The organism is Pseudomonas sp. P5_A12, from assembly GCF_056400685.1.
Genome location: NZ_JBFUKU010000035.1, coordinates 1 through 15,040, shown reverse-complemented (window position 1 = coordinate 15,040; position 15,040 = coordinate 1). Strand labels below are relative to the sequence as shown.

Below are 15,040 nucleotides of genomic sequence, written 5' to 3'. Positions count from 1 at the left end.
CATTCCTTGAGCACGTGGTGGAGTTAGTGACTGGCCGCCATGACCGCTTCACCGACGGCCTTCCATTGATCGGCCGGACTGTCGTTCTGCAGGGCCACGGCCTTCAGCAGGGCGGTCGCGCTCAGCCCGGTGGCTTTACAGGCGTTGTGACAACGCATCACCCAATCGATGTCCTTGATTGTTTGAGCCCGCCTGGACATCAGTTTCGAGGTGAAAACGGTGACTTCAGTCGTGGTCCAGTTCATCAATTGGGCCAGACGGCTGTTGACGGCTTGCGTTTCTCTGGCCCGGTTATTGGCGAACTCCAGGTAGCTCAGGAGGCTTTCTTCCGGCTGCTGGTAAGCGATCAGGAAATGGTTGAAACGATCGAACAAGTACAGGGTTTTGAACGACAGGCTCAATTCCCCATCCGGTGTGTCCAGCCAGCGGGCGGTGCTCAGGAGTGCGCGCAAGGCCTTGTTGCTCAATTGCAACCTGACAGCGGCTTCGGTATGGCGCAGCAGTGGGCTCAGTGTGCGCGCAAGTTCATGTGGGTCCTTTGAGCCCAGAGCAGCAGTGAGTATCTGATGTACCGACGTTTTCGCCCAAATCACCACATCGATTCCACAGTTCATGGGCAGCAGGAACGCGTCCTGTAGAAACTCTTCCACTAGGTGTTGTTGTCGGTCATGGGCCAGGAGCAGTAAGCCATGGAGTTTTTGTTTGCAGTCGTCCTTGAGTCTCGAACCCAGTGTTAGTGACGCAAATACTTTATCCAGTGCGTTTGTCAGACACTGTGGTACGTCGTCTCTGATCCTGGGGGCGAAATTTTTTACCAACCCTTTGTCATCCAGCAGGGTATCAGCCAGTTTTGCGCGCCATTGCACGGTGTTCGGCAATGCCAGCGTTGCAAATTCCTGTGCGGTGACCGCGCACTGGAGAGTGTCGGCTTTGAGTTTTGCGAGGTGTTGCTGCAGTTGCCCCAACGGATATTCGTCACCGCTTTGCAGCCCGAGAACACGTTGCAGCATGGGGATGTCGTAGGTGGACTCTTTGATCCAGCGGGTTATCCAGTCCAATTGCATCAGGACGTGGAGTAAGTTGAATGCAGGATCGGCTTCATTTTTCAGGGTGACTTGATCTATTTCGCCCCTCAGAGTGCCAATCGAAGTCAACCCCGTTTCAGGAGCGCGGGCTATTGATTGCAGTATCAGATGCGTATGTTTTCGATCCGTGTATTCGTCAAAGTTACCGACATTCCATTTGATGATTCGGCCCGCCAGTGATGTCTGGCTATCGGGGGCGGTGGTTGGAATCTTGTCGATGTCGATCCATGGCACGTTGATTTCGCCTGGCGCTTTGGAAAATTCTTGGACAAGTCGTTGATCTGTTCTGTCATTGGCAAACCATGATGTGTTTGTTCGCAGGCTTGAACCGGCAAGCAAAGTCGCTTCACCAGGGCCGCCCTGYTCCGGAAGCTGGAAAATGGCGAGTATCTCGAAAGACTGCCTTTCCTTTCGGCCGCGTATGCGAAAGATTCGTCTGCCGGAGTCGCCCGTTGCCAGGCATCTGGTCATGCTTTCCCCCCCCAGAAAACTCACCAACGTCGAACTGTCGGCAATCGAAAGACCGAACATTCGCGCGGTCCGTGCCTGGCGATAAATGGACGACAGTGTGGGCAAGTCACACTTGAGYGGCCCCAGGTATTTCTGCGTGTTTTTGACAACCCGCAGTAGCGAGTCCTCTGTCAGGGGCAGGCCAAGGCTGATGCTCAAATGCTGGAGGACGGCGTGAGAGACAGGGTCTGAATCATCCGCCTGGAAGAGACGACCATCGAGCTTCAGCGGTGTATCAAACACACGGGCCTGATTGAATACCTTGTCAAACAGGGACGTGTTGTCGCTGGTCGAGCAGGGAGATACCTGATGCAGCAGGGCTGCGAACTCTTCAGCCGTGATCGGGTACTGGCGATTCAGATAGCGAAAAATACCCAGGATTCGGATGGCGTAGTTGTTCAGTTGCATCTGGTCATTTTTTTTGGGCAGATCCGATTCAAATGCGCTGCACATCAAGGAGTCCAGATCGGTGAACGATATATCGAGCCAGCGTTGAAGGCGGATCATTCGATGCAAACGTTCGAATCGATCCTCGGTCGCGTTGGCGATTTGCGCGGGCTTTTTTTCTTTGTCCAACGTCATGCTTGTGTCATTGACCGCTTGAGGACCGTTTACAAAACGGGCTCCATAAGGCTGGGAAAAAGGCGCTGACAACAAGTACTGAGCAGACGTGTGTGGCGTGTGTTTGCCCTGCGCCAGCAAGGCCTCCATTTGCTCGGCTTTAAGCTCGGTTCGCTCCAGGAAGGTATTGATTGTTTTCAGAKCGGAAATTGACGCGGTGCCGTAGATTTTTTCCCAATGGATGTTTTCTGGCGTGCGCCGTTTTTCAGGTGGGCGTTCAGCCCAGGGCTGTTCCGTCAGCAATGCCTGCTGTTTTGGGCCCAGCCCGGACATCAGCATCTGAGCAGCATCAGAGGCAACGTCCAAAACCTTGCCGTACAACGACGCATCGTAAGACCGCAGGGGCAGGAATTCGCTGACGAGATAATTCAGCTCTCCGAGCGTCGGTTTGTTTTCCCCCAGCCCCAGCAGGCACTGTTGGTGGAAAAACTCATAGGGGAGGGCAAAGGGATAATACCGTTGCGCCAGAACGTCATAGGTCGATTTGCCTTGGTCGTCGGTGGTCTTCAGCGCGTCCTGAATATTGCGGTCCAGAATGGCATTGACTACCCCGAGCATCGGTAACGCCGTAAACGTGCTTTGCTGATCTATCGACAGTTCGGGCAGATCCGGACGGCGTTTTTTCAACAGGATTCGGTGTTTTTTTTCGTCCTCCGATTGCGAGGGGCAGGACTCCAGTTGCAAGGCAAACAGGTACAGCGCTCTCAGGTAGGCGACCGGTGAGTCAATGGCCGCGATCGAATCGTTTTTGCAGGCGTCATTCCAGTTTTCTTTGAACTGCTGAGTGTAGGTGGGACCTTGTTCCGTGACCGTGCGAATGCCCAGGGGATGCCACTGATGCTGTGGCACACCGTCTGAAGCTTGCTGCTCCCGATACAGCACGCTGACCTGGGCGGCGTAGCATCTGGCGTTGTCGTAAAGCGACTGAGTATCGATGCTGAGCGTTGCATAACTCGTATCCTTCTCCTTGATCGCGGTATCGACGCGATGCTTGAAGTCGGCTTCGGTGAGTCGGGAAATGTCGAACACCGATGTGAGTTTCAGATCTTTAAAAAGCGCTTCAAGTTTTATTTTTTGTGCGTTATCGGAACTGTAGGCCTTGATCAAAATGTCGAGTAAGGATTGATCGTTGTCTGGTGAATTGCCGTCCATGCTTGTGAATCTCCAGTAGGTGGAGATATCGACATTACGGCGTGCCAGGAGGGATGGCTGTCAGCTACTCCATTCAGCCGACGCTGGAAGTTTCTCCACTTGGCAGGGAACGGAGGCAGGAAGGCTGTAGGATTTTGAAACAACGCAGGCAGGAGAGTTTGCCAATAATCTTGGCGCGGGAAGGGGATCTGCGTGACGGTTTTCAGTTTTCGTCGGGTACCCGGTGGGTTTGGCGAAACTCGCCGGGCGGCATCCCGCGCCGGCTTTTGAACGTACGGTGAAACGAACGGGATTCGGTGAAACCCAGGTACTGGGCGATGTCCTGAATCGGCAAGGTGCTGTTGAGCAGGTAATGCTCGGCCAGCTCCTGGCGCAGGTCATCGAGGATCTGCTGGTACGACGTACCGGCCTGATGCAGCTGGCGTTGCAGCGTGCGCACCGACACGGCGAGATGTTCGGCCACTTGTTCCTTGCGTGGCAGGCCTTCCTTGAGCAACTGGCGCAGGATGTTTTTGACCCGCTGTTCCAGCGACGCGTCCTCCAGTGTGGCCATCAACCCCATGGCATGTTCTTCCAGGGTGCGCAGCAATTGCGCATCGGCCTGGCGTAAGGGCAGCTGCAAATACGGCAACGGCACAATCAGCGCCGAATAAGGCTGGTCGAACAGTACCGGACAGTCGAAGAACTGCTCGTACTGCGCCAGCGTCGTGTCAGCCGGTCGTGCATGTTCCAGCCAGACAGCGGCCGGCGACATCTGCGTATCAGCGATCCAGCACGCGTATTGCAGCCAGGAGCCGAGTACGTTTTCCACCAGGTGCCGGCGGATTCGCGGGCGTTGATAGCGGCATGTCCAGATCAGGTGTACGTGGCTGTCCTGCACCTCGGCGCGGCTGACGCCCATGTCGCCCACCAGCTTCTCGAACGGCATGATGCGGCTCATGGCATCGCCCAGTGTCGCGCAATTCATGGTGATGTAACCCAGCACGCTCCAGGAGTTTGGCAGCACAAAACGCGCGGCGTTGAGACCGAACAACGGATCGCCCGAGTGTTCACAGAAATAATCAAGCAAGCGTTCATGGGCTTCACCCGGCAACCGCAGGCTGTTGTCACTCAACTGCTGCGCCTGCAACCCGGCAGCCGCCAACGCAGGCTCGATGGCCACGCCCAGTTGTTCGGCATGACGCAGGTACTTGAGCAGCGGCGGAACTGAAGTGAAGCCCAGGGAATGCATGATCGTCTTCCTTTGATCAAGGCTCGCGTGCGCGGATGAATGCCCTAAAAGGTAGTTTGAAACCACGGCTAAAGTAAATGGCTGACGCCTGCGCGACGTTTGACTCAATTGGCTACTCCAACTGGCCGGATGCGACCGTGACACTTTCCGGCGGCTGACTAGTATGGGGGCCTGAAATTTCACTGATCAGAACCGCAAAAGGACACACGCATGCGACGCTGGAACGGCTGGGGAGATGCAACCACGGTGGTCGAACTGCCGGCCCAGGGCGCGAGTTTTCTCGCCCGGCGGGTGGGAGACGGTCGAGCGCTGCCCGATGCGAAGCTTGAGACGGCATTGGCCCGGGTGCCGGCCTCGCGGTTGCAGCAACACCCGTTGTACAGCGTGGATGCCCATGATCGTTTACTGCATGCCCGGGGTCAGAGCCTGCCGGACTGGCTGGCATTGCGTGAAGGCGCGTTGGGGAATTATCCCGACGCTGTGGCCTTACCCGAAGGCGCCGAACAGATTCGCCAGTTACTCGCGCTCGCCCATGAGCAGGACCTGAGCCTGATTCCCTATGGCGGCGGTACCTCGGTGGCCGGGCACATCAATCCTCCGCGTTCCGCGCGACCCGTGGTGACGGTTTCGCTGGCGCGCATGAATCGCCTGCTGGACCTCGATGAACAGAGCCTGCTGGCCACTTTCGGCCCCGGCGCGACAGGGCCGCAGGTGGAAAGTCAGCTGCGCGCCCGGGGTTACACCCTCGGGCATTTTCCGCAGTCGTGGGAGCTGTCGACCTTGGGAGGTTGGGTCGCCAGCCGTTCCAGCGGTCAGCAGTCGCTGCGTTATGGGCGCATCGAGCAACTGTTCGCCGGCGGGACTCTGGAAACTTTTGCCGGGCCTCTRCAAATCGCCACATTCCCGGCCTCGGCGGCCGGTCCCGATCTGCGCGAGGTGGTGTTGGGCTGCGAGGGCCGATTCGGGATCATTTCCGAGGTCAAGGTTCGGGTCAGCGCATTGCCCGCCGATGAACGTTTCTACGGCGTGTTCCTGCCCGATTGGCCGCGGGCGCTGCAAGCCATCCGCCAGTTGGCCCAGGCGCGCGTGCCGCTGTCGATGCTGCGCTTGTCCAACGCCGTGGAAACCGAAACCCAGCTGGCGTTGGCCGGTCACCCGCAGCAGATCGCCTGGCTGGAAAAGTACCTGACCCTGCGCGGCGCCGGTGAGGGCAAATGCCTGCTGACGTTCGGCGTGACTGGCAATCGCCGGCAAAATGCGCTGTCCCTGCGTCAGGCCCGGCAGCACCTCAAGTCGTTCGGCGGGGTGTTTACCGGCACCTTGCTCGGCAAGAAGTGGGCGCAGAATCGCTTTCGTTTTCCCTACCTGCGGGAAAACCTGTGGAACGCCGGTTACGTGGTGGACACCCTGGAAACGGCCACCGACTGGAGCAACGTCGATAACCTCCTGACCCTGATCGAAAACAGCCTGCGCGACGCCTTGGCGGCTGAAGGCGAACGGGTGCATGTCTTCACCCACCTGTCCCATGTCTATGGCGAAGGTTCGAGCATCTACACCACCTATGTGTTTCGCCCGGCAGCGGATTACCCCGCGACCCTGGCYCGCTGGCAGGCGCTCAAGCAGGCGGCCAGCCAGACCATCGTCGACAATCACGGCACCATCAGTCACCAGCATGGCGTAGGCAAAGACCACGCGCCGTACTTGCTGCGGGAGAAGGGCGCGCTGGCCATGGACACTTTGCAGGCGCTGAGCCGGCACTTTGATCCGGCCGGGCGACTGAACCCCGGCACGCTGTTGCAGGAGTGATGGTCATGAGCCTGGACTGGAACGCCGCGTGGCGACAGCAGGTACTGCCGACGCTGGCGGATGAAACCTGGGACCTGATCGTCATCGGCGGCGGCATCAGCGGCGCCGGTATCCTGCGCGAAGCCGCGCGCCGTGGCTGGCATTGCCTGTTGCTGGAGCAGCGCGATTTCGCCTGGGGCACCTCCAGCCGATCCTCGAAAATGGTCCATGGCGGCTTGCGGTACATCGCCAAGGGCCAGTGGCGCCTGACCCGCGATTCGGTCCGCGAACGCCAGCGCCTGCTCGACGAAGCACCGGGGCTGGTGGAGCCGATGAGTTTCCTGATGCCGCATTACCGTGGCGGCTTTCCGGGACCACGGGTGCTGGGTGGTTTGTTGTCCATCTATGACGCGTTGGCCGGGCGGCGTAGCCATCGTTTCCATGACGCGCAACAACTGCGTTATCTGGCGCCGGGGGTGAAGGAACATGACCTGCTGGGTGGCACCTGTTTTGTCGATGCGCTGACCGATGATGCGCGGCTGGTGATGCGCGTATTGGGCGAGGCTCGGGCCGATGGCGCCGTGGTGCTGAACGGGGTGCGCGTGGAGCAATTGCTGCGTGAAGAGGGACGGGTTTGCGGGGTTCAGGTCGAGGACTGCGAAGGTGGTGCGTCACTGCAATTGCGTTGCGGTGTGCTAGCCGTGGCTACCGGCGCCTGGGCCGAACGCCTGCGCCTGCCCGATGCCCCTCGCCAGTTGCGCCCATTGCGTGGCAGCCATTTGTTGCTGCCGGGCTGGCGCCTGCCCGTGGCGCAAGCCTTCACCTTCCTGCACGAGCGCGACCGTCGACCGGTGTTCGTTTTCCCGTGGGAGGGCGCCACGGTGGTCGGCACTACAGACCTCGATCATCACGAAGATCTGGACCAGAGCGCGAGCATCAGCTTTGATGAACTCGACTATCTGCTGGCGGCCTGCACCCAACAGTTCCCCCAGGCTGAAGTGGTCGCGGCCGATGTGCTGTCGACCTGGTCCGGTGTGCGCCCGGTGGTGGGCAGCGCAGCGAGTGAACATCAAGGCAAGCCGTCGAATGAAACCCGTGAGCATGTGCTGTGGCAGGAGCCCGGTTGCGTGACCCTGGCCGGCGGCAAGCTGACCACCTTTCGCCCGCAGGCCATCGAAGTGCTCAAGGCCTGCGCGAGCATGCTCGACCGCCCCTTTGATGATGACGCCGCACCGGTGTTTGCCGCCGTGCCGCCGCTGGCGATCCCCGGGCTCAGTGGTAGCCAGTGGAGGCGCCTGGCCGGGCGGCATGGTCGTGACCTGCCGAGGCTGGCGAAGCTGATCGCGGAGTTGGGCCATGACAGTGTCGGCGCCACTGACACCTTGTGGGCGGAACTGGCCTTTGCCTGTGAGGCGGAAATGGTCCTGCACCTGGATGACCTGCTGCTGCGCCGAACCCGCCTGGGCCTGTTGCTACCGCGTGGCGCCGAGGATTATTGGCCGGACATTCGCCGACTCTGCCAGCCGCGACTCGGCTGGGACGATGAGCGTTGGCAGCAGGAGTTGCAGCGCTATCAGGCGTTATGGCAGCGCCACCACAGTTTGCCCAGCAGTCGCGTTGAGCACCCATAACCCTGTAGCAGCTGTCGAGCGMAGCGAGGCAGCGTTCGGCGGCGAAGCCGTCGTAAATAGTCCTAATCGGTGTTTCAAAAAAACTCGGGGGGCAGGGATGGCGAGAGCGTTGTTCTCGGACGCAGCCTCGCTKCGCTCGACAGCTGCTACAGGTTGCGGGCTTCGGATAAAAAAATTCAGGAATGTGCGCGACCCATGCCCATTGAAGAGAGCTCCATGGATAACCACCCGAACAAGCGTTACCTGCTGGCAATCGACAATGGAACCCAGAGCGTGCGCGCGCTGCTTTTCGACCTGCAGGGCAATCTGCTGGGCAAAGGCAAGGTCGAGTTGCAGGCCTATTACTCGACACAACCCGGCTGGGCCGAACAAGACCCGGAGTATTACTGGGAAAAACTGGGCGAGGCCTGCCAGCAGGTGTGGCAGCAGACCGGCATCGATCGTTCGCAGATTGCCGGGGTATCCCTGACCACCCAGCGCGGCACATTGATCAATGTCGATGCCCAAGGCAAGGCGCTGCGCCCGGCGATCCTGTGGCTCGATCAACGCCAGAGCGAAGTCGAAGGCGGCATCAAGGGACCGTGGGGCTGGCTGTTCAAATTGGTCGGCGCGCAAGCCACTGTGGATTATTTCCGCGCCCAGGCCGAGGCCAACTGGATCGCCCACCACCAGCCTGAAGTCTGGGCGGCGACCGACAAGTTTTTGCTGCTCTCGGGGTTTCTCACGCATCGCCTGTGCGGGCGCTTTGTCGATTCCGTGGGTTGTTGCGTCGGCTACCTGCCGTTCGACTTCAAACGCTTGCGCTGGGCTGCGCCCTCCGACTGGAAATGGCAGGCGCTGGCGGTGCGTCCCGAGCAACTGCCGAGTCTGCATAAACCCGGTGAAACCCTGGGCTACATCAGCGCCGAGGCCAGCCGTCACACCGGCATTCCCGAGGGGCTGCCGCTGATCGCAGCGGGTGCCGACAAAGCCTGCGAAGTTGTGGGTTCCGGTGTCGTCGACGCGGATACGGTGTGCCTGTCCTACGGCACCACCGCGACGATCACCAGCACCCGGTCGCGCTACCTGGAAATTGTTCCGTTGATTCCGCCTTACCCGTCGGCGGTGCCAGACCAATACAACTGCGAGGTGATGATTTATCGCGGCTATTGGATGGTCAGCTGGTTCAAAAACGAGTTCGGCCTGCGGGAAATGCAGCAGGCCAAAAAGTTGGGCGTGGAGCCTGAGCAACTCTTCGATGCACTGGTCGACGCCGTACCGCCGGGGTCCATGGGGCTGATGCTGCAACCCTACTGGTCGCCCGGCATCCGCGAGCCGGGTGTGGAAGCCAAGGGCGCGATGATCGGTTTCGGCGACGTGCATACCCGCGCACACATTTACCGGGCGATCCTCGAAGGTCTGGCGTATGCCCTGCGCCAGGGTATGGAGAAGATCGAGAAGCGTTCGAAGCGCTCGATCAAGCGTTTGCGTGTCGCCGGTGGCGGCTCACAGAGCGATGCCGCGATGCAGCTCACGGCGAACATTTTCGGCTTGCCGGCCGAGCGTCCGCATGTCTACGAAGCGTCCGGCCTGGGCGCAGCCATTTGCTGCGCGGTGGGGCTGGGGCTGCACGCGGATTATCCCACTGCGATGGCGGCCATGACCCGGGTCGGTTCGGTGTTCATGCCGCAACCCGAGGCGCAGCAGATCTATGAGCGACTGTACAAAGAGGTCTACCTGCGCATGTACCGACAGCTTAAACCCCTGTATCAAAGCATCCGCAAAATTACCGGTTACCCCGCTTAGGATGTCACCGAAAACCCCTGTGGGAGCGAGCCTGCTCGCGATGGCGGTATCTCATTCAACTCATATGTCGACTGACACTCCGCTAGCGCGAGCAGGCTCACTCCTACAATGTCCGGTGGTGTTTTCATGCAATCTTGCGTGGCGCCATCGGAGACCTTTTCTGGTGAGATTGGACAGTGTCAGGGGCAGGGGCGGTTGTTAGGCTCAACCCACTGCACATCCAATAAGAACCAAAAGCAATGAAGCTGACATTCCTCCTGCTGCTTTGTGGAACGGCTCCGATGGCGTGGGGCTGGTCCAACCATACGGTCGGCAGCTACCTGGCGTTGCAGGATCTGTCGGTCTTGCGCGAAGCCCCTCAGGTTGACGTCGAGCCACTGGAGCAGTTTCTCTCGCAGCAATACCCAGCCGTGTCCGCACTGCTGGATGAGCAGGAACGCTTCGCCCGTGAGCACTTCGTCCAGTACCCACCGCGCCCCGACAGCCTGCGACTGCCCGCCGTGCCTGGGGACAATCTACGGAACGACTTCCTCGCCGCGCTGCGGATCAATCCGCGGATTCATCTGGCCATGGTCATCCAGCCATTACCGGGCAAGGATTTACCCGAACGCGAACATCTCCGGGCCGAGCAGGTCATGGTGGAGCAGACCCTCTCACCGTGGAATCGCCAGCGTTTCATTCGCGTGGCAGACGGCGAAAAAGTAGCGCCCCTGGCCGTGTTGGCCAGCGCCGCCGATGAGCCTGATTACGGCCACGACATCAACCTGTTCAGCGACAACCCCGGCGAGGCGGGTGCGTTGTACGGCTTCGGCTCGCAGTCTTTCGGCGATGCCCGGTTTCAGTACAGCTCCCAGGCGCCGTTCCATATGGGGTTCTTCCATGAAAGTGCGGTGGTGAATGCCGCCGCCGGATTTCTTCAGCGCAGCTGGCCAGACTGGCGCGCCTACCAGTACATGGGTTTGGCACGATTGGCATTTGCCACGGACCATCCTTACTGGGGCTATCGTTTTCTCGGTTGGGGCCWGCACCACGTTCAGGACCTGACTCAGCCTTATCACGCCAAGCCGCTGCCCGGCGTCGAACTGGCAAGCCTGCTGCTGCTGGAAAGCAAGGCGTTGGTCGGCTTCGACGCCGATAAGCAGGCGGCCATCGAGCGGGTCGCCACTCGGCATATGGAAGTGGAGAAATATCAGTCAACCTGGCTTCGTCGCCTGCTGCGCGCCGGCCAGGTCCATCCGATGCTCGAGGCTTATGCCGATCTTGTACAAGACGTTCGCTACCCACCGTACTCGGTCGACTACCTGCGCTACGTGGTGAGCGCCGAGTCCGCCGACGAATACGCCGCGTTTGATGAAACCATCGGGCAGTGGCTGGACACGGCCCCGATCACCAGCGATTTCAGCGCCGGTAACCTGGTGCAGCGTGAAGACTTCGACCATCCGGCACTTAACCAACAGCTGTTCAAACTGCTGAGACATTTCGGCGCGCACAGCCGGATTTATGTCAGTGCGGGGTTGGCGCCATAGCCGTCGCGGCAACATTGCCCACTGACACCGACACCATAAAAACAATAAAACCAAGGAAGAGGACACGATCATGAGAACTCGATTTCGCCTGACTGGCGCGGCGCTCCCCGGCGTCGGCCTGGCAGGGCTGCTGCAACTGTGCGCGGTCGACGGCGTGCAGGCTGAGGAGTTCAGCGTGCTGGACAATCAGGTCACCGGTTCTTTCGACAGTACCTTGTCCTATGGCCGCTTGTGGCGGGTCCAGGGCAGGGACAAGAACAACGACGACATCAACACCAACGACGGCAATCGCAACTTCGACACCGGGCTGGTTTCCGAGGTGTACAAGATCACCTCGGAGCTTGAGGCCAACTATCAGAACTACGGGATGTTCATGCGCGGCACCGCGTTCTATGACACCCAACTGATGGACAAGCGCAACGATTACTACCGCAACAACAACCCGTCGCAACCGAGCCAGAGTTACCCCCATGACGACCACTTCACTGACCAGACCCGCGATATCGCCGGTAGCCGGGTGGAGATGCTCGATGCCTACGTCTATGGCAACTGGGACGTCGCGCAGATGCCGGTCACGGCACGTCTGGGGCGTCAGGTGTTCAACTGGGGCGAGGGGATTTTCTACCGGGGCGGGATCAACACCACCAACCCGGTGGATGCGGCCAAGTACCGTTTGCCCGGCGCCGAGGTCAAGGAAGTACTGGTTCCGGTAGAAGCGCTGAGCTTCAACATCGGACTGACCGACACCCTGACCATGGAGAGCTTTTACCAGACGAACTGGAAGGAAACCCGCATCGACCCGGTCGGAACTTTCTACTCGCAGACGGACCTGTTCGCCGACGGCGGCAACACCGGCTACAACAACTTTACCGATACCGCGCTGGACACCCCGGTGCCTGGCTTCGGCAACGTGATCGACCTGTACAGCGCGCTGGGCAACAACCCCTTGCTCAACCAGGCCCTGAGCACCACTGGCCTTTATGCCAACGGGGTGACCCCGACCTTCGGCAATATCGTCAAGGTGGCGACCGTCGGCAAGGATTACAACGCACGCAATGACGGCCAGTTCGGTTTCGCCTTTCGCTACATCGCAGAAGAACTCAACAGCACCGAGTTCGGGTTGTACCTGGTCAACTACCACGCCAAGGAACCGACTGTCTCCGCCGATCTGGGGGGGTACCAGGGCATCGACATGAATGCCCTGACCAACCTGTTGACCGGTGTCGCCGGCAGTCAGGCGGGGCAACTGGCCAACGGCCTGGCGACCGTGGATGTGATGGGCAATATCCAGGCTCATCGTCGCTACGCCGAAAACATCCGCATGTACGGCTTCAGTTTCAACACCACCGTGGGCCAGGCGTCGGTGTTCGGTGAAGTGGCCTATCGGCCGAACCTGCCCATCGGGGTCGCCGCCACCAACGACCTGATCGGCGACCTGGCCAACGGCGCTGCCGCATTGGCAGGCGGCCAGAGCATCAACATCGGCGGGCAGCAAGTCACGCTCGACAGCCAGATCAACAACGCTGAGCGGGTGGAAGCGTTCAACACCTCCCTGGGCACCATTTACAACTTTGGTCCGAGCCTGTCGTTCGACTCGATGTTCGGCGTGTTCGAACTGGCGTCCGAGCACCTGCGCGGCAGTAGTTTGCAGTACACCGCTTATGACGGCAGTAACCGTTACTACGCGGGTACCGGTAACTTTTCCTATGTGTCCGGCGGCCGTCGCAGCGACCAGGTCAACCGTGATTCCTACAGCTACACCGCGATGGTCAATGGCACCTGGAACGACGTGTATGCCGGGGTCAACGTCTCGCCCTATGTCGTCTACAAGGACGACTTCAAGGGCAACAGTTATCAGGCGGGCAACACCATCGACGGTCGCAAGGCCTACACCTTGGGGATCAAGGCCAACTACCAGAACAAGTTGGAGGCCGAGCTGCAATACACCGAATTCTACGGCGGCGGGCAGGACAACGGCCTGCGTGACCGCGACAACGTCGGCTTCAACCTCAAGTACTTCCTTTAAGTGCCCGGAAAACTCATGAGCAGGTCTAGCCCCTGTGGGAGCGAGCCTGCTCGCGAATGCGGTGCCTCAGGCGACATCTTTGTTGGCTGTGCGGCCGTCTTCGCGAGCAGGCTCGCTCCCACAGTGGATCTGCGGTGTTTTGCAGACCTCACTCCCTGACAGCAGGTTTTATTTCGGAGAACGATCATGTTTCACACGTCACGACTGACCAAGACTACGCTGGCGCTGTTCCTGAGCCTGGCCGCCGGCACCGCGCTGGCCGCCATCTCTCCCCAGCAAGCCGAGCAATTGAAAACCACGCTGACGCCGCTGGGCGCCGAGCGTGCCGGCAACGCGGGCGGAACCATCCCGGCCTGGGCCGGCGGTCTCACCCAGGCGCCGGCAGGCTACAAGCCGGGTCAGCATCACCTGGATCCGTACGCGGCGGACAAGCCGCTGTTCACCATCACCAAGGCCAACCTTGAGCAGTACAAAGCCCACCTCAGCCCGGGTCAGATCGCCCTGTTCAACAGCTACCCCGAGACCTTCCAGATGCCGGTCTATCCCTCTCGCCGGTCGGGCTCGGCGCCGCAGTGGCTGTATGACAACACCTTCAAGAATGCGACCTCGGCCAAGCTGCTCGAGGGCGGTAGCGGTTTTTCCGATGCCTATGGCGGTGTCCCGTTCCCGGTACCCAAGGACGGGATCGAGGTGCTGTGGAACCACATCACCCGTTATCGCGGCATCTATGTGGTCCGTCGTGCTTCCGAAGCGCCGGTACAGCGCAACGGCAGCTTCGCGCTAGTGACTTCACAGCAGGAGGGGATGTTCAACTACTACCGTCCGGGCGGGCAGTTTGCCGACCTGAAAAACATCCTGTTTTACTACTTGGCGTTCGTGAAGAGCCCGGCCCGACTGGCCGGTGGTGCGGCGTTGATTCACGAGACCCTGGACCAGCTCAAGGACCCGCGTCAGGCCTGGGTCTACGACGCCGGCCAACGCCGTGTGCGCCGTGCGCCGAACCTTGCGTATGACACGCCGATCGCCTCATCCGACGGCCTGCGCACGGCAGACGATACCGACCTGTTCAACGGCTCGCCAGACCGCTACGACTGGAAGCTCAAGGGCAAGCAAGAGATCTACATTCCGTACAACAACTACAAAGTCGGCAGCCCGGAGGTGAAGTACGCACAGTTGCTCACACCGGGCCACCTCAACCCGCAGTTCACCCGGTATGAGCTGCATCGGGTCTGGGTGGTCGAAGGCACGCTCAAGCCGGGCTCGCGGCATATCTATTCCAAGCGCGTGCTGTTTCTGGACGAGGACAGTTGGGGTGCCGCTCTGGTGGATCAATACGACGGGCGAGGGGAGTTGTGGCGAGTGTCGATGGCCTACCTGAAAAACTTCTACGACCTGCCCACCACCTGGAGTGCGCTGGACGTTTTCCATGATTTACAGGCGCGTCGTTACTACGTGCAGAACCTGGACAACGAAGAGCCGGCCACCGTGGATTTCGCCCAACCGGTACCGGAAGACGCCTACTTCATGCCGTCGGCATTGCGTCAGCGTGGGACGAGGTGACTCACTTGCCCGCGATTGGATCTTTTATTCACCGCAGGCGCACGATCAAACCCGGAAGTGGCTGACCATCATCTGCAACTGATTCCCCAATCGCGCCAGTTCAATACTGGATGCGGCGGTTTCATCAG

The 15,040-nt window shown here is 59.9% G+C and carries 8 protein-coding genes; 6 read left to right on the top strand and 2 right to left on the bottom strand.

Annotated features, from left to right (window positions below):
- Window positions 1-23 precede the first annotated feature (23 nt).
- On the bottom strand, window positions 24-3,368 hold the full coding sequence (locus AC1DSG_RS07790; protein WP_477790359.1) for a Tc toxin subunit A: 3,345 nt from the start codon (window positions 3,366-3,368) through the stop codon (window positions 24-26).
- A gap of 202 nt (window positions 3,369-3,570) precedes the next feature.
- Window positions 3,571-4,599 (bottom strand): AraC family transcriptional regulator GliR, encoded by a 1,029-nt coding sequence (gene gliR, locus AC1DSG_RS07785; protein ID WP_477790358.1) that lies wholly within the window; start codon window positions 4,597-4,599, stop codon window positions 3,571-3,573.
- 210 nt (window positions 4,600-4,809) lie between these two features.
- Here gliR and AC1DSG_RS07780 point away from each other — a divergent pair, with 210 nt between their 5' ends.
- The 6 genes from AC1DSG_RS07780 to AC1DSG_RS07755 all read left to right on the top strand — a co-directional run bounded on the left by AC1DSG_RS07780 (window position 4,810) and on the right by AC1DSG_RS07755 (window position 14,912).
- Complete coding sequence (locus AC1DSG_RS07780) at window positions 4,810-6,405, top strand: FAD-binding oxidoreductase (RefSeq protein WP_477790357.1); 1,596 nt, start codon at window positions 4,810-4,812, stop codon at window positions 6,403-6,405.
- Window positions 6,406-6,410: 5 nt separating this feature from the next.
- Window positions 6,411-8,015, top strand: a complete 1,605-nt coding sequence (locus AC1DSG_RS07775; RefSeq protein WP_477790356.1) for a glycerol-3-phosphate dehydrogenase/oxidase — start codon at window positions 6,411-6,413, stop codon at window positions 8,013-8,015.
- Window positions 8,016-8,231: 216 nt separating this feature from the next.
- On the top strand, window positions 8,232-9,800 hold the full coding sequence (locus tag AC1DSG_RS07770) for an FGGY-family carbohydrate kinase (protein WP_477790367.1): 1,569 nt from the start codon (window positions 8,232-8,234) through the stop codon (window positions 9,798-9,800).
- Between the two features lie 239 nt (window positions 9,801-10,039).
- The gene (locus AC1DSG_RS07765) at window positions 10,040-11,326 is read left to right on the top strand and encodes a phospholipase (RefSeq protein WP_477790355.1); all 1,287 of its coding nucleotides are present in this window, start codon (window positions 10,040-10,042) and stop codon (window positions 11,324-11,326) included.
- A 70-nt stretch (window positions 11,327-11,396) separates the two neighbouring features.
- On the top strand, window positions 11,397-13,352 hold the full coding sequence (locus AC1DSG_RS07760) for a DUF1302 domain-containing protein (RefSeq protein ID WP_477790354.1): 1,956 nt from the start codon (window positions 11,397-11,399) through the stop codon (window positions 13,350-13,352).
- A gap of 186 nt (window positions 13,353-13,538) precedes the next feature.
- Window positions 13,539-14,912, top strand: a complete 1,374-nt coding sequence (locus tag AC1DSG_RS07755; protein WP_477790353.1) for a DUF1329 domain-containing protein — start codon at window positions 13,539-13,541, stop codon at window positions 14,910-14,912.
- The last annotated feature ends 128 nt before the right edge of the window (window positions 14,913-15,040 follow it).